The following is a 25,330-nucleotide window of genomic DNA, read 5'->3' as shown; positions in this document are numbered from 1 at the left end:
TCGTAGGCCGGGAGACGGCCGGACCGATGTCGGCCCGGCGGCCCGTCCGCAAACTCGACGGCATGACAGAGACCCGTACGAACGTCAGGACCGAGCACACCGCGAACCCGGGCGCCAGCCGCGCCCGCCGTGCCCGTCGGCTCGGGGTGGTGGGCGCGGCCGTCGTCGTCACCGAGGCCGCCTTCTTCGTACTGCGCGACGGCGCCGGCATCGACCTCGCGGCCCGCAACGGCGGCACGGTCACCCAGGTCGGCCCGGTCGCCGTCGCGGTCACCGCAGTGCTCGCCGCGCTGGCCGCTTGGGGCCTGCTGGCCCTGCTGGAACGGTTCACCACCCGGGCGCGACTGATCTGGACCGTCGTCGCGGTCGGCGCCTTCGGGATCTCGTTGCTCGGGCCGGCCGGCGGCGTCGACCCGGCCGCGCGGCTCGGGCTCGCCGTCCTGCATCTGGTGCCGGCGGTCGTGCTGGTCGTCGGACTGCCCTGGGCGGCCCGGACGGCGGCCCGGACGGCGGCCCGATGATGCTGCGGCTCCCGCTCAGTTACTGGCCGAGGGAGTTGCCGCAGGACAGGTGCTGCCGGCGTAGCGGAAGAGGGAGTCGGAGACGTCGTTCCGGATCGACTGGCGCCGGGTCAGTGAGTACGTGCCGACCACTGGTTCCGCGGCCAGCGGATCCGGCCGGACCGGGCAGGCGTCGAGGCGGTCGAGCAGCCACACCCGTTCGCCGCTCGGGCCGGTGCCGGTACTGAACGACAGGGTCAGCGCCGTGGTTCCGACGTACCGGGGCGGCGGGGACGGCTCGAGGCCGGGCCGGGTCAGGCAGGCCGGCGTCGTGTCGACCACCCGGGCCGTGACGACGACGTGCCCGTCCGGCGCCTCGGTCGCCCGTACCGACCGGGGTTGCGGGACGACCTCGATCCGCTGCCAGTCGTCCCAGAAGTTCCCGGTCGGGCGAGGGTCCGCCGGTGGCGGAGTGCCGCTCGGCAGGAGCACCTCGCACCGCCGGGCGTTGCGGTGCAGCTCGTCGAGGCCGGTGCGGTAGGCGTCGTCGCGGTGCAGCGCGTCGAGGTACGGCGTGACGTCACTGGGAATCCGCGCGTCCAGCAACGTGAAGAGCCGGTCCAGATAGGCGTCCAGGAGTTCCGGTCCCGGATCGACCTCGTCCGCCGGTATCGACAGCAGGTGACGCAGGCCCGCCGGACAGGTGCTGGCGAGCGACGGGGTGTTCATGACGAGCGCGGCGGCCTGGACGGGGTCGTCGCAGACCTCCGCGAACAGGGTCCGCTCCCGCGCCTGCTGCTCGGCGTCCAACGACCCGGCCCGGTGGTCGATATACCAGGTCGCGACCGAGGCGAGCACGATGAACGCGGCGCCGAGAGTGGCGCCGACCGATCGGGTACGACGTCCACCGTCGCCGCCGTTCCTCGGTTCCGGCTCCGCCGGCTCGGCGGGTTCGTCGTCCCCTGTCCGCTCCGCCACGACCGACACCTCTCTTGATCGTCTCGGCTCCACGGTAGTCAATGGCGACAAGACCCCCGCCGACTGACGCACCCGCTGTCGGGACAGGGGTCGGGTGGGACAACGGAACCTAGTCGAACGAGACGTGCTCGAAGGCGTACGGGTTGAGCAGCTCGTCCCGGCGCCCGCGCACCCCGTCGAGTTCGCCGGCCAGCCGGTCCCGGCCGGTCAGCGGCAACTCGACGCTCTCGCGCAGCCGGAGCCGCTCCCCCACCGCCATCGTCGCCAGGTCCTCGGCGAGCCGGCCCGGCTCGACCCCGCAGGAGAAGCGGTGCTGCCAGATCCGGACCCGCTCGAAGAGGTACGCCCCGGGGCGCACCTGGAGCCAGGCCCAGCCCTCGGCCGGACCGTCCTTCCAGTCCAGATGCAGGCTGCGCAGGATCGGGTCGACCAACTCCCGGTTGACGTACGCGTCCACCGCGATCGACCGGGCGACCGCCCCGAGGTCGTTGACGTGCCCGCTGTTGCCGTCCGGCAGCCGACCGATGATGTCGCGGTAGCTGCGCGGGGCGTCCGGGGCGAGTTCGGCGTACTCGGCGGGGTCGCCGGTCGCCGCCAGGAAGGCGCGGGCGTCGATGACGTACTCGACGATCCGCCGGCCGTGCGTGCCCGGCTGCAACGTCGCCGACTCGACCCGGAGCAGTTCCAGGCCGACCGCGTCGCAGACGGCGTGCTTCATCCGGTCGTCCCGCTGCGTCTGCGCGGTCTGCACGCTGGCGTCGACCAACTCCACCGCGAACGGCGTCGCCTGGCCGCCCGGGTCGGAGACCACGAAGTCGAAGAGACCCCGGCTGGCCGCGTTCCACTGGTTGCCGGTGATCCCCTCGGGACGGCGCGGCACGAGTTGGCCGAGCCGCTGGTCGGGCCGGACGATCCGACCGGCCCGCTCGATGATCCCGCCGGGTGCCGCCGGCTCGGCCGGAAGCCGGGTGGATCGCGTCGACGGACGTCCGCCGCTACCGGTCTCTGCCATCTGTCCCTTGGTCCGTAACATCCGCTCGCCGCCTCCGACACCGCCCGTCCGGCGGCAGATCCCCACCATGCTAAGAACCCGCCGCCGGCCGCGCGTCGCCGGTCCGGGTCACCTCGAGGCGACGAAGGTGCGTCCGGGATCGCGCCCGCTCGTCGTGGTCAGGAACTGCGCGAACCGCACGGGATCGTGGACCAGGAACCGCACGGGATCGTGGACGTTGTCGCGCCGGGCCCGGTTCCGGCGGATCCGCGCTCGTCGCCGAGCGTGCGGACCGGGAAATACAGGCGCGGCCCGGCGGGGCGGGTCGGCAGAATGGATCACCGTGTCCACTCCCACCGAGCGGTTGCTCCGCGAACTGGATCCGTTGCCGTACCCGGAACGGCTCCGTCGGCTGGCCCCGGCCGTCCGGGCGTTGGCCGGCGACGGCACCCTCGCCGGCGTACTGGCCGAACTGCGCGACGGAGACCGCTACCAGCGCCACCTGGCGCTGACGATGGCGCTGATCAGTCGAGACAGGGCCGGCACCACCGTCGCGCTCGTCGACCCCGATCCGGCGATCCGCGCCACCGCGATCCGGGCCACACTGCGGGCCGGCTGGCTCGATGCCGACGGCCTGGCCGCGCTCGTCGCCGACGCGTCGGCCCAGACCCGCCGGCTGGTCGGCCGGACGCTCGCCCGGTCGTCCCGGACCGGCGAGGCCGAGGCGTTGCTCGACGTGGTCCGCAGCCGCTACGGCGACATCGAGGCGGCCCGGCTGCTGCCCGGCTGCGGTGCGGAGACCGTACGGCGACTGCTGCCCGAACTCGACCACGCGATCGACAACTGGTCCGGTCTGCTCCGCCGGCACCGGGAGATCGTGCTCAGCTACGCGGACCAGGTGCTGGCCGGGCTCGACCCGCCGGCCCGGGAACGGTGGTGGCGGCGTGACGGCGACCAGGTGCTCCGGTGTGCCGATCGCGCTCCACGGCGGATCCTCGACCTGCTCGACCGGTACGCCCCGGCCGGCTGGCTCCCCGGCGACCTCGCCGACTACGGCGTGCTCGCCGCCGCCGACCCGGCCCGGGTGCTCCGGCTGCTCACCGATCCCGCCCGGGCGAGATGGCTCCGGCGCGCCTCGCTGCCGGCCGCCCTGCTCGACCGGCTGGGCCGACGCGACCCGGCCGAACTGGTCGTGCTCGCCGAGCGGCTCCGGGACGACGACGGCCCGTTCGCCCAACTGTTGGCGGCACTGCCGCCGCGGCACCGGGGAACGCTCTACGACGCCGCGACGGCACAGGTGGACAGCGCCCACCTGGTCATCTCCGACCGGGTGATGACGGTCCTACCGCACCGGTGGCGGCACCGGGAGGCGCGGCGCATCCTGGCGCTGCCGAAGATCGCCGAGAACGAGGCCGAGACGCTGCGGTACACGGCGTACCTGCCCTGGCCGGAGGCCGAGCCGGCGCTGTCGGCGGCGCTGCGGCGGGCCGACGCCGACGACCGGGCCACCGGCTACGAACTACTGCTGGCCGCCGCCGCGCGCAGCGGCGACCCGAACGCCGTCGCCGACGCCGTCGACCGATTGGTCCTGCTCCGCAACGAGCAGGATCCGGTCCGGGCCCGAGCCCTGCTGGCGCTGGCCGCGATGCCTCGACTGCTCACCCCCGAATCGGCCGGGACGCTCGACCGGATCGTGCGGGACACCACCGAGGCCCGGGACGCCTCGGGGGCCAGTCACCACGCGCTCAGCCAGTTGGCGGTCGCGGTGCTGAGGCACCATTCGGACCGACCGGCGCTGGTCGAGTGGTCGTTGCGCACCCTCGAGCGGCTCTTCGGCGACCGCCGGCTGCCGTGGCTCGGGAAGCTCGACGCCGGCCTGCGCCGGGGACAGGAACATGACTTCGTCACGACGATCCGGCCCTGGCTGGACAGCGCCGTCGAGCGCGGCAACCACCAGCCGGTTGCCGCCGTCGCCCGGATGCTGGGCCGGCGCGCCCGGCACGTGCCGGAACTGCAACGGCTGCTGCGCCGCGCGATCGACCCGAAGGTGGTCTCGACCGACTTCCGGGACGCGGTGCAGCTCTGGCTCGACGATCCGGCGACCCGGTCGGACCGGGTGGCCGAGGTGCTCCGGGTCGACCTGTCCACGGTACTGATCGACGAGGTGTGGCAGGTCCTCGCCGCCAGTCGGACCGACCTGCTCGACCTGGTGCTGCCCGGCCCGGTACCCGTCGGGAAGTTCCTCAGCGCCGGCACCCGCTGGACACCTCCGTCGACCCGGTACGCCGGGCGCTGGCTGCCGCGTCAGCAACGTGCCCTGGTGGAACTGCTGAGCCGGGTCGCCGCCGACGCCGGAACTCCGGTACACAGCCGTGCACACGCGATCGCCACCGCCGCCCGGGTGCCCGAACACGGCCACCGGTTCGTCGCGGGCTGGGTCGACTCGTCGAACGTCAGGCTCGCCGAGGCGGCGCTCGGGGCGCTGCCCTGGACGGACCGGCCCGCCGAGACGCTGCCGATCCTGCTCGCCCACGCCGACGGCGACCGAGCCCGGGTCGCCACGTACGCCGCCGGTCGGGCCGTACGGTTCGTCGCGCCGTCGCTGCTGCCGGGCATACTCGGCGGGATCGCGACCGGGCGCGGCAAGGTGACCGGTCGCAAGGAGGCGCTCCGGCTGCTGGCCCGGTTCGGCGGACCGGAGTCGATGGGACCGCTGCACGACGCCTGGCGGCAGGACGGCCAGCATCGCGACGTCCGGGCCGCCGTCGTCTCCGCCGCCCGGCTGCGACTGGACCAGCCGGAGTGTTGGCAGATCGTCGAGCAGGCCGCCGACGGTAGCCGGGAGGATCTGCTCGCCGTGCTGGCCCAGCCGGCCGAGGCGACCGCCACGATGCACCGCCGCCGGTACGCCGCCCTGGTGGTGCGGGCCTGCGGCCATCCCGACCGGATCGTGGCGAGGGCGGCCTGGGCCGGGCTGCCGGACTGGGCGCCCTGGGCCGGCGACCTCGTCCCGGTGGTCGTCGCGGCCGTGTCCGACCTGGACAGCGAGCAGATCTGGCCGACCGTGGCCGGCACCGTCGGCCGGCTGCTCGACACACCGACGGCCGATCCGCTGGTCGCCGCGCTGGCGGCCCTGGTCAGGTTGGACGGCGCGGATTCCGATCCGGGTGGACCGGCCGCCGACCGGCCGGCCCGGCGGCGGGTCGAGACGCTGGTGCGGGCGGCGGTCCGCTGGGCCGCCTCGGCGGGACCGGAGCGGGATCGGGAGCACGTCCGGGCCGCCGCGCGGCTGCTCGCGGCCGAGCCGGAGTTCGTACCGGCGGCCGGCTGGCTGTTCGAGCAGCTCGTCCGGCTGGAGACCGCCGTACCCGACGAACTCGTCGCGGACCTCGCCGCGTTGGCCGGACTGCTCGCCGACCGGCCGGCGCTGGCCGATCGGCTCGCCACGCACCTCGGCGGGCGGGTGACGACCGGCGGGGGCACCTGGTCCGCGGCGGTACTGCTCGATGCGGCGGCCCGGCTCGCCGACCGGCCCGACCCGGCCGGTGCGCTCTTCGCGCTGGCGCTGGCCCGGGCCGGCGGCCGGTACGGCTGGAGCCGACCGTGGCGGGACCTGCTGCACCGGCTGCGCCGGCACCCGGTGCCGGACGTCCGGTCGGCCGCCCTCGACGTCACGATGACCTGAGCCGGTCGCGGCTGTCCGTCGCCGGGCCACAGGGGTCCCGCCGGAGCACCGTCCGGCGGGACCGGAGCAGGGTCAGGCAGGCCGGGACATGACGACGATGCCGAGGCACATCTCGTCGCTGGTGCCCTCGCCCCAGACGACGTAGCGGGGCGGCAGGTTGCGCAGTTGGGGCAGGCGCTGCCGCAGCGTCACGTCGTGGGTGCAGGTGACGCGGTAGACGTCGCCGGGCTTGACCGCGACCGGTTGCGGCAGCGGCCGGTTGGCCTGCTCGTCGAAGTTGTACGTCGGGATGTCGAGCAGCGTACGCGCCTTCGGGGTGCCGGGGTTGAGTTCGATCTTGATCGCGCTGCCCAGCAGGTGCATGTGGCCGGCGACCGCCTGCACCACACCGGCCCTTCTGACCTGGTAGTCGCAGCGCTGGGTGCTGCCGGCGGCCGGCGCACGCCCCTGGTTGCAGAGCTGGTTGAGCTGCCCCGCCTGCGCACCGGCCTCGGCGCCGAACCGGTGCTGCACGTCCCGGACCGCCGCCTCGCGCTGGCAGAGTTCGCCACGCTCGTTGGCTGCGCAGGGCAGCTCGACCGGGGCCGGCAGCAGCACGGTGGAGAGCGGCTTCACCTCCTCGGAGCCGCCGACGAGGCGCAGCCGGATGCCGGACTGGTCGGTGTCGGTGCCGGGCCGGACGTCCATCAGGTTGTAGTGCACCTGCATCACCAGTTGGGCACCCGGCGGCATCGGATAGCCGAGGCCGGGTGCGAGCAGTGTCTCGTTCACGCCGGGCGCCCAGTGCGCCACCCAGGCCGCGTCGCCGACCCCGGCGTTTCCGAAGCAGGTCCAGCCGTCGCCGGGGGTCTCCGCGTCGAGTTTGCGGGCCGGCGCCACCTCCGCCGGGTCGAGCCGGAAGAAGATGGCGTGGTGCACCATGTCGCCGTTCTGCGGCAGGAACTGGCTGCCGGTCAGGAACGCGGACTCGGTCAACCCGGGATCGACCAGGAAGCACCGGTATTCGTCGGTGCCGCCGTTCGGCGCCGACGGCCGGTACGGCTGCGCCATGTTCAGGTTGACGAACCGCTCCCCGGAGCGCAGCGGCGCGGCCGGTGGGACGTCGACCGTGCCGTGCAGTCCGCCGTGCGTGCCGGCGGAGGCGGAGGCGGAGGCCGCCGCTGGCGCCGGGTCGGCGTCCGGGTCGGCTCCACAGGAGGTGGTGAGGAGGACGGCAGCCACCGAGGCGGCCACGATGGCGAGTGGGCGTACGCGTGGATGCACGTTCTTCATAACGTCGGACCTCCAGGCAGGATCCGGGCGACCGGTAACTATCCGCGACAATCGTCGCTTTCAAGGATAACTCGCGACCGACGGGCGAAGACACGCCGAGCGGGCGGCGTAACATACCGGCCCGTTGGTTGAACCTTTTTCGCTCGACAGCCGAACTACAGGAGTATCGGCCGGACGAAAGGACTTCGCTGTGCGTCGCAGGGCAATGTGCTGGGTCGTCGCCCTGGTCACCGCCACCATCGCGGGTACCACCCTCGGTGCCGGGGCCGCGACCGCCGACGTGACCGTGACGCCGGGGCAGGCCGTACAGGGTGACGCGGCGAAGCTGACCTTCCGGGTCACCGAGGACCGGGCACCGGCGTACACCACCAAGGTGGAGCTGCTGATGCCGGAGTCGGCTCCGGTCGCGGAGACGTACCCGATGTCGGACCCGCAGTGGGCGCCCCGGATGACCATGCGGAAGGTCGACCAGACGCTCGGCGGGATCCACCACGGGCAGGTCACCGAGGTGGTCGGCAGCATCGTCTGGACCCGGGCTGGTGCGCCTCCGGCGGGCAGCGGCCCGGCCGAGTTGGTCGTCTCGCTCGGCCCGATGCCGCAGACCGACCAGATGACCTTCGCGGTGGTGCAGACGTACTCGGACGGCCACGTGACGAACTGGAACCAGCCGCCCTCGGCCGAGGTGCCGCAGCCGGACTTCCCGGCTCCGGTGCTGACCCTGGCCCCGCCGGCCGCCGCGCCCGGCCCGACCGCTCCGGCGGCGCCCGGCGCGGAGCCGCCGAACAGCGACGCGGCGGCGGACGACGCGGACCAGGGCATCGGCTCGCTGACCACCGGCCTGGTCGTCGGGCTGATCCTCGGACTGACCGTCGCCGCCTGGCTGTACCTCCGCCGCCCCCGGTCGGCGGCCACCGGCACCGACCGGGCGGACACCCCGTCGAACGGGTCGGACGGTGACGCCTCCTCGGCGGAGCCGGGGTCCGACACGCCCGCCGAACCGGCAGCGGCCTCGAACGCGGCGTCCGGCGAGCGGGCGACGAGCGGTGGACGCGCCTGGCGGCTTCGCGAGTGAGCCCTGCCGCCGGGCTGGCCGAACACGCGGGTTGACCGAGCACACGGGGCGCGGGTTGACCGAGCACGCGGGTTGACCGAGCGGGTGGGCCGGCCAAGTCACGCGGGGCCTGCCGAGTCACGCGGGCCGCACTCGGGCCTGCCGAGTCACTCGGGCCGGCCCGCAGTCGTGCGGGCCGGCGGTGGCGGCCGGCTCAGTCGGTGGTGTCGGTCTCCTCGGCCTGCTCGTCGGGGTGGGCGGTCTCGCCGCGCCGGAGTACGGCCTCGGGGGCGCAGATCACGGTCACCCTGTAGGAGACGCCGAGGTTGGAGAAGATCTGGCCGCGCAGGCCGAGGCAGAGCCCCACCCCCGGGAGCCCCTCGGGATGCTCGAAGAACTCGACCACCGGCTCGGCGACGACCCCGACCAGGCCCTGGGTCCGCAGCGCGGTGCTGGCCACCTGGAGCAGACCCGCGCTGACCTGCACCTCGACGTCGTCGAGCCCGTCCACGTCATACCAGTGGGTGTCGGGCAGGAAGAGCTGCGAGTCCACGGTCCGCTGCCGGTAGTCGGGCCCCAACTGGCCGCTCTCCGGATCCGGCCGGTCGCCGATCCAGGCCATCCCGGCGTAGTCGCTGCGCAGCCGCCGCGCGTCGGTGGAGAACTCCGTCACGACGGTGTCGAGGCGTGGCTGGGCGGCGAGGTGCACATCTGCGTCGGTCATCCGGGGCACCCTAGCACCGCCCGACCGGGCCGGTAGTCCGGCCACCCCCGCGGTCACCAGCGGCGTTTCCGGCCCCGACCGGCAGTTCGCCCCGCACGCTACCCTGGGGTCCCCGCTGGACGCACCCGTCGTCTTGGGACCAAAATGTGCATCGAGCGATGACGGTCGACGGCATGCCGGGAGGAAGGGACGTCAGCTCGGGGGGACGGGACGCCACCGGTCACCCATTGGTGGACGGTGCTGGACGCTGATCGGGGACGTACATGGGCATCATGGGGCAGATGCAGCGGGCGCACGCGCAACAGGTGCACGCACGGCAACGGGCATCGACCACCCCGTACCAACAGCACCAGCAGATGCTCTGGGAGGCCGAGCATGCCCGGCGGGCCGCCGAGCGGGCGGCGGAGGCGGACGAGCGGGAGCGCCGGCGGCTCTACGTCGAGGCCCGGACCGCCCGGGTCAGGTCCGCCAACGCCAGCCTCCAGTCCCAGTTGGACGAGCTGGACAACCTGCTCCAGACCACCCTGGCCATCGACGACCACATCGACCTGGAGCGGCTGAAGAAGGCGGCCAGTTACCCGGAGTTCAAGCCGGGTGAGCTGGGCACGCCGCTGCGGGCGCCGGACTGGCGACGGTTCGCGCCGCCCGAACCGAACGCGCTCGGCAAGATGTTCGGCGGCGAGGCCCGCTACCAGCAGTTGCTGACCGAGGCGGAGCAGGCGTTCGAGAAGGCCAAGGCCAAGCACGCGGCCGGCGAGACGGCCCGGCAGCAGCGGCTCGCCCAGGCACGGCGCAAGTACGACCAGCACTGCCAGCAGCTCGACGCCGAGGTCGCCAGCCACAACACCGAGATCGACAGGTTCGGCACCGCACTGGCCGCCGCCGAACCGAACGCCGTGGTGAAATACTTCGGCCTGGTGCTCGGCAACTCGGTCTATCCGGAGGACTTTCCGCAGCGCTACCGGCTCGCCTACGTCCCGGACTCCCGGCTGATCGTTGTGGAATACCTGCTGCCGACCGTCGCGGTGGTGCCGAAGGTCCGGGAATACCGCTACGTCAAGGCCGGCGACGAGGTGCAGACAGTGCCCCGCTCGGCGGACGAGATCCGGGAGCGGTACGCCGACCTGATCACCCAGGTGGCGCTGCGTACCGTGCACGAGCTCTTCGAGGCCGACCGTACCCGGCTGGTGGAGACGATCGTCTTCAACGGCATCGTCGAGACCACGCACCCGGGTACAGGGCAGGCGGTCCGGCCCTGCCTGGTGACCCTGCGGACCAGCCGGGACCCCTTCGTCGCGATCAACCTGGCCAAGGTCGATCCGGCGGCCTGCCTGCGGCACCTCCGGGCCACCCAGTCGCCCCGGCCCGAGGAGCTGGTCGCGGTACACCCGGTGCTGGAGTTCGACGTGGTCGACAAGCGCTTCGTCGACGAGGTGGACGTACTGGCCGACCTGGACCAGCGCCCGAACCTGCACAAGTTGAGCCGGACCGAGTTCGAGGACCTGATCCGGAACCTCTTCGGCAAGCTCGGCCTGGAGACCCGGACCACCCGGACGGCGCCGGACGGCGGCATCGACTGCGTGGCGTTCGACCCCCGCCCGATCTTCGGCGGCAAGGTGGTGATCCAGGCCCGCCGGGATCGGGGCACCATGGACGTCTCGGCGGTGCGGGACCTCTTCGGCACGGTGCTGGGCGAGGGGGCGACCAAGGGCATCCTCGTGACGACCAGCGGCTACGGCCCGGACTCGTTCGAGTTCGCCTCCGGCAAGCCGCTGGAGCTGATCGACGGCTCCAACCTGCTGCACCTGCTCGCCGAGCACGCCGAGGTACGCGCCCGGATCGACCCGAACGAGCGCTGACGACCCGCCGGCCGAACGGAATCAGTCCGTGCCGGCGCTGCGGCGGTCGTACGCCTCCCGGGCGGCGGCGATCGCCTGCCGGTGCCGTTCCGCCCAGCCGGTCAGCACGAGCAGCGAGTCGTAGAGTTCCCGGGCCATCTCGGTGGCGACGTACTCGACTCGGGGCGGGACGGTGGGATAGGTGGTCCGGACCAGTAGTCCGTCGCGTTCCAGGTTGCGCAGGGTGAGGGTGAGCATCCGTCGGCTGATCCCCTCGACCGAGCGTTCCAGTTCGGTGAAGCGGATCGGTCCCCGGCTCGCCTCGATGATGATCCCGATGCTCCACTTCCCGCCCACCCGGTCCAGGACCTCGCGAACGGTGCAGGCCCGGACGTGGTCACCGGAACAGGCCGCACGCCCCCTGTCGGCGTCCGGCTTAGGGCCGGCCTCCGCGTCCGGCTCGTGCATCAAGAGCCGCCCGAGAAGTCCCTGGCTTCAGCCATGGGGCGGAACGGGCGGTCAGGCGTGGTGTTGGTTGTCGGCATGGCGTCGACTCCTCCGGGTGGGCGGAACTGTCGGATGCGGCTGGGATGCTTCCAGGTGTGGACGAGACGGTGCGGTACACCTACCGGTTGCGTCCCGGCGCGACCGCGCGGGCCGCGCTGTTGGCCGAGTGGGGCCGGTGCCGTTGGCTGTGGAACGAGGCCGTCCACCAGTACAAGACCGGCCGTAAACCCACCTTCGGCAAGCTGTCGAAGCTGCTGACCGAGGCGCGGGCCCGCTCGTCGTGGCTCCGTGACGGGTCCCAGGTCGCCCAACAGCAGACGCTGCGTACCTACGCCCTCGCTCTCCAGCACTCCTTCAAGGTGAAGGGACGCGGCCGGCCGAGACCGAAGCGACGGAAGGATACTCTGCCCAGCCTCGAATACACGGTGCGCGGGTTCTCGATCCGCGACCGCCGGCTGCGGCTGCCCGGCGGTGTTGCCATTCCCGTTGTCTGGTCCCGCGAGCTGTCCTCCGCCCCAACCAGCGTCCGCGTCTACCAGGACACGATCGGGCACTGGTACGCCTCCTTCGTCGTCCGTCGCGAGACCCCGCCCGCGCCCGACGTTGAGGGTGCGATCGGTGTCGACTGGGGTGTCACGACGACCGCGACAACGACGGATGCGACCTACGACCTGCCGTACCTCGGCCACCGGAAACGGTGCGCCGCCGAACTGGCCAGGGCGCAGCGCCGGATGGCCCGGCGTCGCAGGGCGAAGAACGTCACGCCGTCGAACGGCTACCTGCGGGCCAAACGCCAGGCGGCGAAGGTCGCGAAGAAGGCGGCCCGGCAGAACACCCACGACGCCCGCGTCTGGGCGAAGAAGATCATCGACAACCACGCGACGATCGCCGTCGAGGACTTCCAACCCACATTCCTGACCAGATCCCGGATGGCGCGCAAGGCCGCTGATGCGGCGATCGGTGCGGCGAAGCGGGAGTTGATCGATCGTGGCATGCGGGCGGGCCGGAAGGTGGTGTTGGTACCGCCCGCCTACACCACGATGACCTGCTCGCAGTGCGGTACGAGAGCCAAGCACCGTCTCGGGCTGGGTGTCAGAGTCTTCCGGTGCGACACCTGCGGGTACACCGCGGGTCGGGACCGGAACGCCGCGAGGACGATCCTCGCCACGGCAGAACGCGGCCGTGCTGGTGCCGACGACGTGAGACATGCGATCACCTCCTTCCGCGACGGTGCTCTCGTGCGGTCCGAGCCAGAAGTTCCCCGGCTCTCAACCGTGGGGAAGCGTTAAGGTGCGCCTCCTTGGGCAATGGTCACATGGGCTGGACCGGCCGACAAACTCGTACCCCGGCTTACCCGCCCTGGTGCCGGCCGCGCGGATCGGCGGCCGGCACCAGGGGTCGGGCTGGTAGCGGCCGGCGGTCAGCCGGTGATCGCCAGGTTGACCCCGGTCTGGACCAGGGCGCTCTGCCGGACGATCGCGTTGCCGCCGACCGTGGCGCCCTCGTTGACCCAGGCCAGGTCCTCGATCCGGGCGTTGCCGTTGACGGTGGAGCGGCCGTAGACGGCGGCGCGGGGGCCGACGTAGGCGCCGGCCGCGACGGTGGCCCGGCTGTCGACCCAGCCACCGCCGTTGCTGTGCCAGCGTCCGCCGCCCGGCGCCGCCGGCCGGACGTAGCCGGGCTCGAAGCCGGACGGCGTCGCGCCGGTCAGCCGGAACTGGTACGGGTAGCGGTAGTTCTTGGGACACCCGTCCAGGAAGGCGTACTTGTGCACCACGCCCGGGGTGCCGGTCACCACCAGGTAGACCTTGCGCTCCCCCGGCTGGGTCTGGAAGGTGAGTTGGCCGTCGGTGCTGGTGAGCAGCGGGCCGTACCGGGGGCGCCGTTGCGGACCGCGACGAAGCCGAAGGTCCAGCCGGACTGGGCGGCCGAGTTGACGTGTCCGCGCAGCCGGAGCCGGATCAGCGCGCCGTCCGAGGCCGGCACCAGCTTGATCTTGTTGTACCCGTAGTCGGACGGGGTCACCGCGTCGGAGATCCGGAAGTGCCCGGCGGCAGCGTTGACCGCCTCCACCGCCACCCCGTTGTACGCGGTGACGAACGGGTACAGCCGGTTGACGAAGGGCATGAAGTCGGCCCGGTTCGAGTAGTCCCAGGTGACGTTGTGCTGGGCGTACTCGCCCACCCGGCGGTTCAGTTCGGCCTGGCTGATCCCGGTGATCCGCCGGTACACCTCCAGCGGGTGTTCGGTGTTGCGGGCCTCGTTCCAGATCCGGTTGAACATCGCCAGCCCGTCCCGGTCCTTGATGTACTGCAACTTTCCAGTGTTGGTGGGGAGCGCCCCGCCCCCGCGGGCCGTCCGGACGCCCCGGGCGAGCATCCGGACGGCCCTGTGCGGGGTCGGTTCGGGGGCGGCCGGACTCAGGGGCTGAACGCCTTCACCTCCAACAGCCCCACCGAGCCCTGGCCGCTGGTCAGCGCCACCCGCAACCGGGTGGTGCCGACGTTGGGGAAGGTCGCCCGGTTGTACTGGTTGACCGCGATCGGATAGCCGCTGGCCCCGGGCACGTCGGCGTACGCGCTGCCGGTCCAGTACTGGAGCTTCCAGGAGGCCGGTACGCGTACCCCGCCGTTGTCGTCGAAGAAGTAGACCTCGGCGGCGTTCAGCGTGCGGCTGGTCGGCCAGGTCAGCTCGGCCCACTGCGCGCCGGTGTTCGGCCAGGTGCCCCAGCGCGGGTTGACGGTGTCGTTGGAACTCGGCGGGTCGATCCCGTCGTTGATCGCCGCCACGCTCTCCCAGGCGGAGGTGTACGACGCGGACGGCGTCGCCGCCCCCGCCACGTTGCCACCCGGCTCGGGGTCGGGATCGGGATCGGGATCCGGGTTGGTGCCGCCCCGGTTGTAGACCTTGATCTCGGTCAGCCCGGTCTTCGCCGAGCCGGAGGCGTGGGTGAACTGCACCCGCAGCCGCTGGGTGCTGACCGCAGTGAAGGTGACCCGGTTGTAGTTGGACTGCGGCGTGCCCGGGGACTTCGCCTGGGAGGCCGCGTTCACCCAGGCGCTGCCGTTCCAGTACTGCACGTTGTACGAGGCCGGTGGCCGGTACCGGTTCGTCGCCCGGTCGTTGCGGAACCACAGCCGTACCTCGTCGACCGCCCGGGCCTGGCCGAAGTTCAGCTCGTAGGAGTCGGTGGCGTTCGGTGAGCCGTAGGCGCCCCAGATCGGTTCGTTGATCGGGAAGCCGTCGATCGCCGCCCCGGTGGAGGTGCCCGACGCGGTGTACGAGGCGGTCGCCGTCGACCCCGACGCCAGGTTCGGCGTGGTCGAGGTGAGGTCGGCGCCGGCCTTGGCGAAGAGGTCCACCATCCGGGTGCTGTTCTGCACCACCTGCTGCGGCAGTTGCAGCCCGGAGACGGCGGTGCTGAAGTTGGTCGTGCCGCCGGCCGGCAGGGTGACCGCGCCGGTCGCCGGGTTGTAGAGCACCCGGGTCAGCCGGTCCACGGTGAACGCCCGGGTGCCGTTGAGATAGACCGAGTAGCCCTGCGGGACGCCGGAATACCTGGTCACCCCGTCGGCCGGGTCGTCCCAGACCACGCTGAGGTCCATGTTGCGGTACCGCAGGTTGTTCACGGCGAAGTGCGACCAGTTGATGTTGATCGGGGACAGCTCGATGGTGTTGTCGGTGCGCGGCCGGAGCCCGGCGACGTCCTCGACCACCGTCCAGTTGCTGCTGCCCAGGATGTTGTGGTGGATCCAGGACCGGTAGTTGATCGTCCGGCTCGACCCGCTCCAGTCCGCCCAGAACTCGTTCGCGTCCGGCCACTGGGTGTTGCCGCCGATGTACTGCGCCCAGGCGTTCCAGTAGAGGAGCTGCTTGTAGTTCTCCGCCGTCATCCACTGGTTGGGATAGTTGCGCAACACCGAGGAGTAGAGCCGGAACTGCACGGTCGAGTTGATGGTGGAGAAGTTGTTGCTGCCCGGCTGGCCGGCGGCGGCCGCCGCGGCCTTGTCGCGCTGGTTGGCGGTGAAGAACGGGAAGATCGGGTACTCCGCCGGGTCGTCGTAGAGCCGCAACGCCTGCCGGTACTGGTCGGTGTTCGGCATCAGCCCGACCGAGTACGGGTAGTAGTTGTTGATCTCCTTCCACGGTACGTGCGTGTTCGTCGAGACGTGCTTGTGCTCCAGCAGTTGCCGGGACGGATTCCACAGCGTGTTGATGATGCCGTTCCGGATCCGGTCGGCGATCGTCTGCATCTCGTTCGCCTTGGCCGTGTTGCCGAGCAGCGTGTACGCCTGCACCGCCGCCATCGCGTTGCTCCAGACGTACGCCCCCTCGGCCCGGTCCAGGTTGCCGGCACGCCAGTGGAACGACACCGCGTCGGCGTCGTTGCCGGTCATCGCGCCCCAGTCGTACTCGATCACGCCGTTGTTGTTGGTGTCGTAGGTGGCGAGCTGCCCCTTGACGTCCTGCTCGGCATAGCGGGCCAGGTTCGCCGCGATCGCCGGCTGCCCACCGTGGATCTGGTAGCTGCGCCAGGCCGCCTCGGAGACGTACTGGGTGTAGGAGTTCGACCAGTTCTCCGGGTCACCGGGGTTGTCCATGAACCGGCCGTTCCGGGAGACCTGCCCGATCGAGGTCCACGGCCCGTACGAGTAGATCGGGTTGCGCAGGTACTTCAGGTCGTCGATGTGCATCGGCTGGGTCAGTACGATCGCGTTGTTGTAGCCGAGCGCCCCCTCGACCGAGGTCGGGAACTGGAAGTCCTGGCCGGGGATGTCCACGTCGAGATAGTTGAAGCGCATCAGCCACCAGCGGTAGTAGACGTTCTTCTTGATCGCCGCGTCCGGCACGTCGATGTACGGGATGTTCTCCGCCCACCACCGGTTGTACGCCCGCACGTGCGTGGCGAACGCCGTCGCCGGGGTGTAACCGCGATAGGCGTTGTACTCGGTCAGCGACTCCGGAATCTCGTTGGCGACGAACCCGAGCTGCACCTTCGTGCTGAGCGACTGCCCGGCGGCCAGCGTCACCGACCGGTCCAGCCCGCCGGAACTGACCGTGAACCCGTCTCCCGACAGCCGGGGATAGAGCGTGGTCAGCCCGTTCTTCACCGCCCGGGTACCGGTCAGCTCGCTGCCGCTGCCCGAGGCGGCGTACGGCGAGGTGGCCCGCAGTTGCACGGTGGCCGAGCCGGAGCCGGTGTTCACCACGTTCAGGTTGGTCACCGCGACGTTCTGCGCGGTGATGAACTTCGACACCTCGACCCGGACGGAACCGCTGGTGTAGACGCCCCGCCAGTGGCTCGGCGACTGCCACCGGCTGGAGACCTGCTCGGTGAAGGTGCCCGGGGTGACCGCGACCGTGTACGCGGCCTGGCTGCTGATGTTGTCCCAGTAGGCGGCGTTGCCGCCGAAGCCGATCACCGACGGGTTGTGGGTGTACATGAACATGCCCCGGCCCCGGGTCATCAGCCAGGTACCGGCCGGGTCGTTGCCCGGCCGGGCGAGCAGCCGGTCCATCCAGAAGTCGGTGCCGCCGCTCTCGGCGTCGTAGATCGCCTGCATCGTGTTGCCGGTGCTGTAGCCGACCGGCGGGGCCGGGACAGCCGGTCCGGAGAACGTGGGAAAGCCGATGGTCTGCGCGGCCGTGGCCGGCGTACCGGGCGCCACCAGGGCACCGGTGGCCAGCACGACCGCGAGCCCGGCGGCCCAGGCTCTCCGCTTCCTACCCGGGGCGAAACGCATCGGGTCACCTCCAAGGGGGTTCGGTGGTGGGGGATGGACCGGCCCGTCGCGGGGCGGAGGGGGTCTGCCCCGCGACAGACCGGGGTCGTCAGGGCTGGTAGGCGAGCCACTCCAGCAGGCCGGTGGAGAAGCCGGACCGGGAGGTGATGTTCAGCCGCAGCCGGGTGGTGTTCACGGAGTTGAAGGTGGTGACGTTGTAGGTGTTGCCGGCCACCCCGCAGCTCGACTGGCCGGGCACGTTGGCGTACGCGCTGCCGGTCCAGTACTGCACCTGGCAGGAGGCGGGCAGGTCGATGCCCTGGTCGTCGTCGAACCAGTAGGTCGCGATCCGGTTCAGCGTCCGGGCCGACGGCCAGGTGTACTCGACCCACTGGGTGCCCTGCTCGGGCCAGTTGCCGTACGCCAGGTTGCTCTTGTCGGCCGAGTTCGCCGGTACGCCGCCGTTGTTCAGCGCCGCGATGCTCTCCCAGGCCGAGACGTACGAGGTGGAGGCGGTCGCCGAGGTGGCCAGGTTGGTACCGGCCGGTGGACCGCCCGGACCGGGGCCGGGACCAGGGCCGGGGCCGGTGCTGGTCTGCACCACCCGCTGCATCGTGCCGTCGGCGTTGAAGTAGAGCCGGTCGACCGCCACCGAGCGGCGGAAGTTACCGCCACCGGGGGCGTTGGCGGTGTGGTAGACCATGTACCACTGCCCGTTCAGCTCCACCACTCCGGCGTGGTTGGTGGTCGAGGAGACCTGGCCGAGCACGATGCCCCGGTGCGTCCACGGCCCCATCGGGTTGGTGGCGGTGGCATACCGCTGGCAGGCGTAGCTGGACGAGGTGACGCAGCCGTTGGTGTCGTTGGCGGCGTACATCATGTAGTAGAGGCCGTTGCGCTTGAACATCCACGGGGCCTCCCAGAAGTTGCTCAGCCCGCTCGGGGTGACCACCGGGCCGTCCAGCTCGATCATGTTCGACTTCAGCCGGGCCGCCCGGGCACCCCAGTAACCGCCCCAGTAGATGTACGCCTGCCCGTCGTCGTCGACGAAGACGGTCGGGTCGATGTTCAGCCCGGAGGAGTTCGGGGTGCTGTCGCTGATCAGCGGCCCGCCCTTGGCGTCGGTGAACGGGCCGAGCGGGCTGTCCCCGACCGCGACCCCGATGTCCATCCAGCCGGCGCCCCGGCCGTTGACCGAGGTGTACCAGTAGTACTTGCCGTTGCGCGGCTCGACCTCGCTGGCCCAGGCGTCCGCACCGGCCCATGGGAAGGTGGCGATCGAGGCCCGGGCGCCATGGTGCGTCCAGGTGTTGGCGTCGGTCGAGGAGAGGACGTGCCACTCCCGCATCCGGAAGTTGTTGTCCCCGGTCGGCGCCTCGTCCCGCCCGGCGTAGATGTACATGGTGTTGCCGACCACCAGCGGCGCCGGGTCGGCGGTGTAGATGCTGGTGATGATCGGGTTCGCCGCCGAGGCCGGTCCGGCCGGGATCGCCAGGCCGACACCGGCCAGCAGTCCGGCGACCCCGCCGGCCGCGACCCGGAACCATCGCCTGCTGCGCACTGAACCTTTCTCAACCTCCCCTTGCGGTCTGTGGTGGCCGCAGGCGGAAGTCGGGGCGCACACGCCGCCCGGTTCAGGTTGAGAAAGGTCCACTGTCTGCTCTCCTGTTCGGTGTGGGAGCGGTGGTCAGGCGGAACGAAGAGTGGTCACAGACCGGTCGAGTTCAGGTCTGCGATCTCGGCCGCGCTCAGCGCCCGGGCGTAGACCCGGAAGCCGTCCACCGCGCCGGTCAGGTAGGGGTCGCCGGAGTACTGCGACCGGCCCACCCAGTTGTTGGTGGTCGAGCCGAGCGCGGAGGGCCGGGTGGTCATGGCGGTGTTCCGGGCCACCTCGACGCCGTTCACGTAGAGCACCCCGGTGTTGCCGGTCTGGGTGACCGCGACGTGCGTCCAGGTGTTGACCGGGATCGCCGCCGGCCCGTTGATCTGCTGTTCCGACCCGGCTCCCCCGCTGGTGATGGCGAACCGGATCGTCCCGGCGCTGCTCTGCGGGGTGAGGAAGAGGTACGCCCCGGTCCCGGTGCCGAAGTCGAAGACCCGCGCCCAGGCCGTGGCGGCGGTCCGGCGTACCCAGGTCGCCACGGTGAACGCGGTGGCGCCGGCGAGCAGCCCGGCCGGCAGGCTGACGTGCGCGCTGGTGCCGTTGAGGTTGACCGCGTTGCCGGTCCGGCCGCTGGTCCAGCCGGCGCCGCCGGTCAGGGTGCCGGTCTTGCCGTTGCCGGTGGCGTCGGCGGCGCTGGTGCCGGCGGTCTCGTCGAACCGGTAGTGCGCGACGAACGGGGCCGGCGGCGCCCCGGTCACCGTCCAGTAGACCGTGTAGCGCTGCCCGTGCATCTTGTAGAACGGCAGCAGGGTCACGGTGCCGGTGCTGGCCGTCGCGGTGTACTGCATCGGGGTCGAGGTCGGCGTGATGGTGGCCGGGTTCAGCGTCGGCAGCGCCGAGAGGTTGGTGCTGCCGTACGCCCCGGCGAGCACGATCGGCCCGTGCTTGACCGCCTGCACCGTGCTGTTGTCCGGGGTGGCCTCCCGGGTCAGCGCCATCGGCAGGCTGATCTCGACCACGTCGCCGGAGGCCCAGGTCCGGTTGATCCGGGCGAAGCTGCCGGATGTGACCCCGGACTGCACCGTGCCGTTCAGCCGTACCTCGGCGCCGGTGGCCCAGCCGGGGATCCGGATCCGCAGGTCGATCGCGCCGGAGCCGGTGACGGTGAGCCGGCTGGTCGACGACTCCGGGAACGTGGTGTCCTGCTGCACCGTGATCCCCCGCCCCGGCCAGACCAGCCGGGAGGCGGCGAAGAGGTTGACGTAGAGGATGTCGCCGTTGTGGAAGTAGATGCTGTCGACGAGCTTGGTGTGGGTCTCCATCCCGGTGCCGTGGCAGCAGGTGAAGTTGCTGTAGTCGTTGCTGTACGTCTTGGTCCCGCCGGCCCGCAGCGGCACGTAGTAGCAGTGGAAGCCATGCGACGAGCTGGGGTTCTGCGCACCGATCAGGTGGTTCCAGAGCGCCCGCTCGTAGTAGTCGAGATAGTCCAGCCGACTCGGGTTGGTGAAGAAGAGCTGCCGGGTCAGCTTCAGCATGTTGTAGGTGTTGCAGCACTCGCAGGTGCTGTCCGACAGCTCGCTGGCGATCCGGTTCGGCGCCTTGAAGTACTCCCCGTTGGAGTTGCCGCCGATCGCGTAGCTGTGCCGGTTGACCACGATGTCCCAGAAGTTGACTGCGATGTCGCGATATCGCGTGGTGCCGGTGGCGTGGTATTCGCGGATCGCGCCGAGGATCTTCGGGATCTGGGTGTTCGCGTGGTAGTTGTTCAGCGCGTCGGTGTTCGCGGCCAGCGGGTCGAAGATCTCCGCGTGGTCGAAGTAGCGGGCCGTGGTCAGGTGGTCCGGGTTCTCGGTGAGCTGGTAGAGGTTGGTCAATACCTCGTTCATCCCGCCGAACTCGGTGTCCAGCATGTTCTGCCGCTGGGTCTGGCTCAGCCGGTCGTTGCGGAACTTCACCCAGGCCGCCATCCGGGTCAGCACGTCGAGCGCCTGGGCGTTGCCGGCCAGCAGGTGCATGTCGAGCAGCCCGGCCATGATCTTGTGCAGCGTGTAGTACGGCGCCCAGACCTGCTGCCGGGCCTCCACCCGGTCGATGAAGCTCTCCGGGTACGCCGACAGGTAGCCGGTGTTGTAGCCGGCCGTGCTGGCCCGGTTCTGGCAGATCGCCAACTGCGCCACCAGATAGTCGCCCTTGGTCTTGAACGCCGCCTGCCCGGTGTTCGCGTACGCCTGGGCCAGCGCGGTCAGCACGTGCCCGGTGGAGTGGCCGCGCAGTTCGGTGGTCGGCGACTCCCAGCCTCCGCAGGCGGTCGCCGAGGAGGAGAGCCCGTAGTTGAGCCGGAAGGTGTGCAGCAGCCGGTCGGCGTCGATGAAGTTCAGATAGGACTGGGTACGGCCGGCGTTCGCCTGGAACGGCCCGGCCAGCAGGGTGACCGCGGTCAGCGGAAAGGCATACGCGGAGACCCCGATGTCGGTCCGGGCCGCGGCGGCCGGCGCGGCGGGCAGGGTGCCGGCGACGGCGGTGCCGACCGCGACGGCGGCGCCGGTCTGCAACAGGGATCGGCGGGACAGGGCAGGTTGGGGCATGGGTGGTCACCTCCGGGGGCGGGGGTCGCCCGGCGACGTGGCCGGGCGACCCCGGATGTGGGTTCGAGCGACCAGGTCAGTAGCCGTAGCGGTTCTTCAGGTGCCGCCACCAGTCCCGGAACATCCAGCGGTCGAACTCGGTGATCGAGCTGGCGCTGCCGGCCTTCATGATGAAGCCGCTCACGCCGGTCGGCGTCCAGTCGTAGAAGTCGTCCAACCCGTAGGTATGGCCGATCTCGTGCAGCAGGATGGTCATGTTCTCCGCGTTGATGCTGTTCATGAAGTACTCGCGGCCCATCCGTTGACCCCAGTCACCGCCGGCACCGCCGCCGAAGCCGTCGGTCAGCCAGAGCGACTGGTCGTAGTGCCGGGATGCCCCGCCGGGACAGTTCGGGTACTGGCCGTTCTGGTTGAAGAACCGGCCGCACGGCGCCGCACACTGTGGCGCGTTCTCCCGGATGTCGCCCACGTAGATGTCGACCGAGGTGTCCGACCACTGGAGCTGGGACCGGTTGCGTACCGCCCAGCCGACGACCCGGATCGGCACGTCGGTGTACGGGAACGCGTTGTGCCCGACCATCACGTCCATCCACTTCTTGTACTGCCGGGCCAGCGAGGCGTGGATCTGGTCGCGCTGGGCGGCGGTGACGTTGGCCGAGGAGTCCCAGCGGACGCAGTAGTTGATGTAGCCCCGGTTGGCGAAGAGCTGATCCCAGCCGTAGTTGCGGAAGGCGTACAGGTTGCCGTTGTTGTAGGTCTGCTCCTGGTGCCGCCAGACCTCGTCCAGCGCGGTGACCAGGTTGGACGGCGGGTTCCAGCCGGTGGACGGTGGCGTGGTCGGCGGGGTGGGGCCGGGCGGCTGGGCGTGCGCCTTGACCTCCAGCAGGCCGACCGAGGCCGTCCCGCTCTGCATCAGCACCCGCAACTGGGTGGTGCTGACCGCGTTGAAGGTGACCAGGTTGTAGCGGTTGGCCGCGATCGGGTAGCCGCTGGCTCCGGCGACGTCGACGTAGCCGCTGCCGTTCCAGCTCTGCACCCGCCAGGAGGCCGGCAGGCGTACTCCGCCGTTGTCGTCGAAGAAGTAGACCTCGGCAGCCCGGATGGTCTGCGGCGAGGTCCAGGTGAGCAGCACCCACTGCTCGCCCGTGTTGGGCCAGGTGCCCCAGCGCGGGTTCTGGGTGTCGTTCGAGGTGGTCGGGTCGATGCCGTCGCGGATCGCCGCGACGCTCTCCCAGGGTGAGGTGTAGGACGCGCTCGCGGTCGCGGTCCAGGCCAGGTTGTCCCCGGGGGCGGCCTTCGCCACTCCCATCCCGGTGAACACCAGGCCCAGCGCCAGCAACGGCGCGAGGGCCGGCCACCATCGCCTCATCGGACTCCTCCTTCGCTCAAGTGATTGATGATGATCAATTTCTTGGCGCCGGGTCCGCCGGAGGATCGGCGGGGTGGTGGGTTTCGGCGTTCAGCACACGATGGCGTACGAAAAGGTTTTCGGCAAGGTGTTGCGCATATTACGAGGACGTAACGCTGAGCCCGATCCATCGCGAAGAACAGCGGTTGATCTTCATGGTTGTTCCGAAAAGGTTCTCGAAACGCTTTCGGAACGGCCGTAGCGGCAGGTTGGCGGGCGTGGATCCCGACGGGCCGGGTAAGGCCCCCAGCGTCGCCGACGGAAGCCGGCGGACGATGGAACGCGCGGACGGGACAGGTCCGACGGGGACGGGCGGAGGAGGCGCGGATGGCGACCGGGACGAACGGGCGCGCACCCGGCCCGCCGGTCGTACTGACCGTCAACGCGGGTTCGGCCAGCCTCCGGCTCGATTACGTCCGGGCGGGCGAGGTCACCGACGCGCTGGCCCGGACCGAGCCGCCCGGGTCGGCCGAGGCGGATCGGGCGGTACGCGACTTCCTCGCCGCCCACCAGCCGCCCGACGCCGTCGGCCATCGGCTGGTGCACGGTGGCGACCTGGTCCGCGCCCCGACCCGGGTGGACGAGGCCCTCCGGTCCGCACTCGACCGGCTGGGCACGCTGGCCCCGCTGCACCTGCCGCCCGCCCTGCACCTGCTGGACCGGATCCGGGAGCAGCTTCCCGAGGTACCACAGGTGCTCTGCCCGGACACCGCGTTCCACGCCCACCTGCCGGCCGCCGCCGCCACCTACCCGCTACCCGCACAGTGGCGCCGACGCTGGGGGCTACGCCGGTACGGCTTCCACGGCCTGTCGTACGCGTACGCCCTGCGCCGTACCGCCGAGCTGCTCCGCCGGCCGGCCGGCGGACTCCAGCTCCTGCTGGCGCACCTCGGCGGCGGTGCCTCGGTCTGCGCGGTCCGGGACGGCCGCAGCGTCGACACCTCGATGGGTTTCACCCCGCTGGACGGCATCCCGATGTCGAAGCGCTCCGGTGCGGTCGACCCGGGCATGCTGCTCTGGCTGCTCGAAGACGACCGGCTCAGCCTGGCCGAGCTGTCCGAGGGACTCAACTCCCGGTCCGGGCTGCTCGGGCTCTCCGGTGGCCGCTCCGACGACACCCGTGACCTGGTCGCCGCCGCCCCGGAGGACCCGCTGGCGGCGCTGGCCCTCGACGTCTACGCCCACCGGGTACGCCGGGAACTGGCCGCCGCGGCCACCAGCCTGGACCGGCTCGACGCGCTGGTCTTCACCGGCGAGATCGGCTGGGACCAGCCCGAGGTACGGCACGACGTCTGCGCCGGGCTCGGCCTGCTCGGCGTCACGCCGCCGCAGGGCGGCAACCGGGAGACCGACGCGGTGGTCTCGGCCCCCGACGCCCGGGTGCCGGTGCTGGTCGTCGAGCCCCGGGAGGATCTCCAGGTCGCCGCCGAGACCCTCGCCGCGCTGGGCTGAGCGGCCTGGAGAGGTCGGCATCACCCCGAGCCCGTGGTGGAGATGGTGCTCGCGGTGTCGCGCCGCCCCGGCTCAGTCGTTCCCGGCGCCGTCCCGCCAGCCGTGCCGGGTCTCGAAGCCGAGCAGCCGGCGCGCGGCCGAACTGTCCAGCGGCGAGTCGAAGCCGTCCAGCGGCGCCCGGAGCCGGGTATCCGGATGGAACCGGGCCAGCAGCTCGGCGGTCGGCACCGCTGTCGAGGTGTCCGGCGCGGCGATGTTGAAGACGTGGTGGCCGGTCAGCCCCGAGGTCAGGGCGGCGTGCACGGCCCGGGCCGCGTCCCGGGTGTCGAGCCAGGCCCACAGCTCCCGCCGGTTGGCGGCCACGTCCCGGCGGATCCGGTCGAGGTGGGCCGCCAACCGGTCGCCGTCGCCGACGAACGGGAAGCGCAGCAGGATCGTCGGCATCCCCCACCGCCGGGTGGCGAACGCGCCGACCTGCTCGGTCATCGTCTTCGACAGCCCGTACGAGTCGATCGCCACCGACGGCTGTGCCTCGTCGACCGGCACGTACGGCGGGGACAGGTCCCGCCCGGCCCAGGCGTACCCGTACGCGGCGACGCTGGACGCCGCGACCGCGCACCGTACGCCGGCCCGGCCGGCACCGTCGAGTACGAGGTAGGCGCCCTGGACGTTCTGGGCGAGAGTCTCGTCCTCGGGTACCTGGCCGGGTGCGGCGATCGCGGCGAGGTGCACGACGGCGTCGACCGGCCGGCCGAACGGGCGCAGGCTCTGCGCGACGAATGCCCGGTCCCGGACGTCGCCGACCAGCACCAGTTCGGCCTTCGGGCTGCTGAACGGCGACCGGTCCACGGCGACCACCCGCAACCCCGACCCGGCCAGGTACGGCACGACGACTCCGCCGATCACCCCGGCCGCTCCGGTGACCAGCACCACGGACCCGTCTGGGGTCCGCCCACGCGGAGCGTCGGCGCCCGGCATCCGGTGCCGGATCCCCTGCTGGGACATGTTCGCTC

16 protein-coding genes and 1 pseudogene are annotated in these 25,330 nt (G+C 71.5%); 6 read left to right on the top strand and 11 right to left on the bottom strand.

The genetic code is table 11. The features are described 5' to 3' along the window. The first annotated feature begins 62 nt into the window (after positions 1-62). Entirely contained in the window at positions 63-521 is a 459-nt protein-coding gene (locus Pma05_RS07215) for a DUF6069 family protein (RefSeq protein WP_203856489.1), read from the top strand. A 15-nt stretch (positions 522-536) separates the two neighbouring features. On the opposite strand, the gene Pma05_RS07210 is transcribed toward Pma05_RS07215, so the two are convergent. Both Pma05_RS07210 and Pma05_RS07205 read right to left on the bottom strand, forming a co-directional pair. Then, positions 537-1,478: a hypothetical protein gene (locus Pma05_RS07210; RefSeq protein WP_203856488.1), complete on the bottom strand. Its 942-nt coding sequence runs from the start codon at positions 1,476-1,478 to the stop codon at positions 537-539. 109 nt (positions 1,479-1,587) lie between these two features. Next, positions 1,588-2,490, bottom strand: coding sequence for a DUF2726 domain-containing protein (locus tag Pma05_RS07205; RefSeq protein WP_203856487.1), 903 nt, complete (start codon positions 2,488-2,490; stop codon positions 1,588-1,590). Positions 2,491-2,812: 322 nt separating this feature from the next. On the opposite strand from Pma05_RS07205, the gene Pma05_RS07200 reads away from it, so the two are divergent. Further along, the gene (locus tag Pma05_RS07200; RefSeq protein ID WP_203856486.1) at positions 2,813-6,154 is read left to right on the top strand and encodes a hypothetical protein; all 3,342 of its coding nucleotides are present in this window, start codon (positions 2,813-2,815) and stop codon (positions 6,152-6,154) included. A 72-nt stretch (positions 6,155-6,226) separates the two neighbouring features. On the opposite strand, the gene Pma05_RS07195 is transcribed toward Pma05_RS07200, so the two are convergent. After that, a complete protein-coding gene (locus tag Pma05_RS07195) occupies positions 6,227-7,426 on the bottom strand; it encodes a monooxygenase (protein WP_203856485.1) in 1,200 nt (399 codons plus the stop codon). Between the two features lie 190 nt (positions 7,427-7,616). Here Pma05_RS07195 and Pma05_RS07190 point away from each other — a divergent pair, with 190 nt between their 5' ends. Then, a complete protein-coding gene (locus Pma05_RS07190) occupies positions 7,617-8,498 on the top strand; it encodes a YcnI family copper-binding membrane protein (RefSeq protein ID WP_203856484.1) in 882 nt (293 codons plus the stop codon). A 193-nt stretch (positions 8,499-8,691) separates the two neighbouring features. On the opposite strand, the gene Pma05_RS07185 is transcribed toward Pma05_RS07190, so the two are convergent. Then, a complete protein-coding gene (locus Pma05_RS07185; protein WP_203856483.1) occupies positions 8,692-9,201 on the bottom strand; it encodes a hypothetical protein in 510 nt (169 codons plus the stop codon). 281 nt (positions 9,202-9,482) lie between these two features. Here Pma05_RS07185 and Pma05_RS07180 point away from each other — a divergent pair, with 281 nt between their 5' ends. Further along, complete coding sequence (locus Pma05_RS07180; protein ID WP_203856482.1) at positions 9,483-11,060, top strand: restriction endonuclease; 1,578 nt, start codon at positions 9,483-9,485, stop codon at positions 11,058-11,060. 21 nt (positions 11,061-11,081) lie between these two features. On the opposite strand, the gene Pma05_RS07175 is transcribed toward Pma05_RS07180, so the two are convergent. Beyond that, positions 11,082-11,507 (bottom strand): winged helix-turn-helix transcriptional regulator, encoded by a 426-nt coding sequence (locus Pma05_RS07175; protein WP_203856481.1) that lies wholly within the window; start codon positions 11,505-11,507, stop codon positions 11,082-11,084. A gap of 134 nt (positions 11,508-11,641) precedes the next feature. Between Pma05_RS07175 and Pma05_RS07170 the strand changes: the two genes are divergently transcribed. Further along, on the top strand, positions 11,642-12,835 hold the full coding sequence (locus tag Pma05_RS07170; RefSeq protein WP_203856480.1) for an RNA-guided endonuclease InsQ/TnpB family protein: 1,194 nt from the start codon (positions 11,642-11,644) through the stop codon (positions 12,833-12,835). Between the two features lie 131 nt (positions 12,836-12,966). Here Pma05_RS07170 and Pma05_RS42380 read toward each other — a convergent pair. The 5 genes and pseudogenes from Pma05_RS42380 to Pma05_RS42375 all read right to left on the bottom strand — a co-directional run bounded on the left by Pma05_RS42380 (position 12,967) and on the right by Pma05_RS42375 (position 22,826). Continuing rightward, positions 12,967-13,829: pseudogene (locus Pma05_RS42380) on the bottom strand (DUF6055 domain-containing protein). Positions 13,830-13,966: 137 nt separating this feature from the next. After that, a complete protein-coding gene (locus Pma05_RS07155; RefSeq protein WP_203856477.1) occupies positions 13,967-17,290 on the bottom strand; it encodes a discoidin domain-containing protein in 3,324 nt (1,107 codons plus the stop codon). Between the two features lie 88 nt (positions 17,291-17,378). Further along, a complete protein-coding gene (locus Pma05_RS07150) occupies positions 17,379-18,830 on the bottom strand; it encodes a glycoside hydrolase family 43 protein (protein WP_239311829.1) in 1,452 nt (483 codons plus the stop codon). Between the two features lie 146 nt (positions 18,831-18,976). Then, a complete protein-coding gene (locus tag Pma05_RS07145; protein WP_203856476.1) occupies positions 18,977-21,457 on the bottom strand; it encodes a glycoside hydrolase family 127 protein in 2,481 nt (826 codons plus the stop codon). A 76-nt stretch (positions 21,458-21,533) separates the two neighbouring features. Then, a complete protein-coding gene (locus Pma05_RS42375) occupies positions 21,534-22,826 on the bottom strand; it encodes a hypothetical protein (RefSeq protein WP_239311827.1) in 1,293 nt (430 codons plus the stop codon). Between the two features lie 366 nt (positions 22,827-23,192). Between Pma05_RS42375 and Pma05_RS07135 the strand changes: the two genes are divergently transcribed. After that, positions 23,193-24,317, top strand: a complete 1,125-nt coding sequence (locus Pma05_RS07135; protein ID WP_203856475.1) for an acetate/propionate family kinase — start codon at positions 23,193-23,195, stop codon at positions 24,315-24,317. Between the two features lie 72 nt (positions 24,318-24,389). On the opposite strand, the gene Pma05_RS07130 is transcribed toward Pma05_RS07135, so the two are convergent. Beyond that, positions 24,390-25,322, bottom strand: coding sequence for an NAD-dependent epimerase/dehydratase family protein (locus Pma05_RS07130; protein WP_203856474.1), 933 nt, complete (start codon positions 25,320-25,322; stop codon positions 24,390-24,392). Positions 25,323-25,330 lie beyond the last annotated feature (8 nt).

The sequence above is a fragment of the Plantactinospora mayteni genome (genome assembly GCF_016862935.1).
GTDB lineage: Bacteria > Actinomycetota > Actinomycetes > Mycobacteriales > Micromonosporaceae > Plantactinospora > Plantactinospora mayteni.
The sequence above is the reverse complement of the archived record's forward strand: the minus strand, read 5'-3'. Positions and strand labels throughout refer to the sequence as shown.

What these genes read in the sequence shown, in the direction of transcription:
- Pma05_RS07215 (WP_203856489.1), top strand. Translation starts at nt 63, where the DNA reads ATGACAGAGACCCGTACGAACGTCAGGACCGAGCACACCGCGAACCCG.
- Pma05_RS07205 (WP_203856487.1), bottom strand. Translation starts at nt 2,490, where the DNA reads ATGGCAGAGACCGGTAGCGGCGGACGTCCGTCGACGCGATCCACCCGG.
- Pma05_RS07195 (WP_203856485.1), bottom strand. Translation starts at nt 7,426, where the DNA reads ATGAAGAACGTGCATCCACGCGTACGCCCACTCGCCATCGTGGCCGCC.
- Pma05_RS07185 (WP_203856483.1), bottom strand. Translation starts at nt 9,201, where the DNA reads ATGACCGACGCAGATGTGCACCTCGCCGCCCAGCCACGCCTCGACACC.
- Pma05_RS07180 (WP_203856482.1), top strand. Translation starts at nt 9,483, where the DNA reads ATGCAGCGGGCGCACGCGCAACAGGTGCACGCACGGCAACGGGCATCG.
- Pma05_RS07175 (WP_203856481.1), bottom strand. Translation starts at nt 11,507, where the DNA reads ATGCACGAGCCGGACGCGGAGGCCGGCCCTAAGCCGGACGCCGACAGG.
- Pma05_RS07155 (WP_203856477.1), bottom strand. Translation starts at nt 17,290, where the DNA reads ATGCGTTTCGCCCCGGGTAGGAAGCGGAGAGCCTGGGCCGCCGGGCTC.
- Pma05_RS07145 (WP_203856476.1), bottom strand. Translation starts at nt 21,457, where the DNA reads ATGCCCCAACCTGCCCTGTCCCGCCGATCCCTGTTGCAGACCGGCGCC.
- Pma05_RS42375 (WP_239311827.1), bottom strand. Translation starts at nt 22,826, where the DNA reads ATGAGGCGATGGTGGCCGGCCCTCGCGCCGTTGCTGGCGCTGGGCCTG.
- Pma05_RS07135 (WP_203856475.1), top strand. Translation starts at nt 23,193, where the DNA reads ATGGCGACCGGGACGAACGGGCGCGCACCCGGCCCGCCGGTCGTACTG.
- Pma05_RS07130 (WP_203856474.1), bottom strand. Translation starts at nt 25,322, where the DNA reads ATGTCCCAGCAGGGGATCCGGCACCGGATGCCGGGCGCCGACGCTCCG.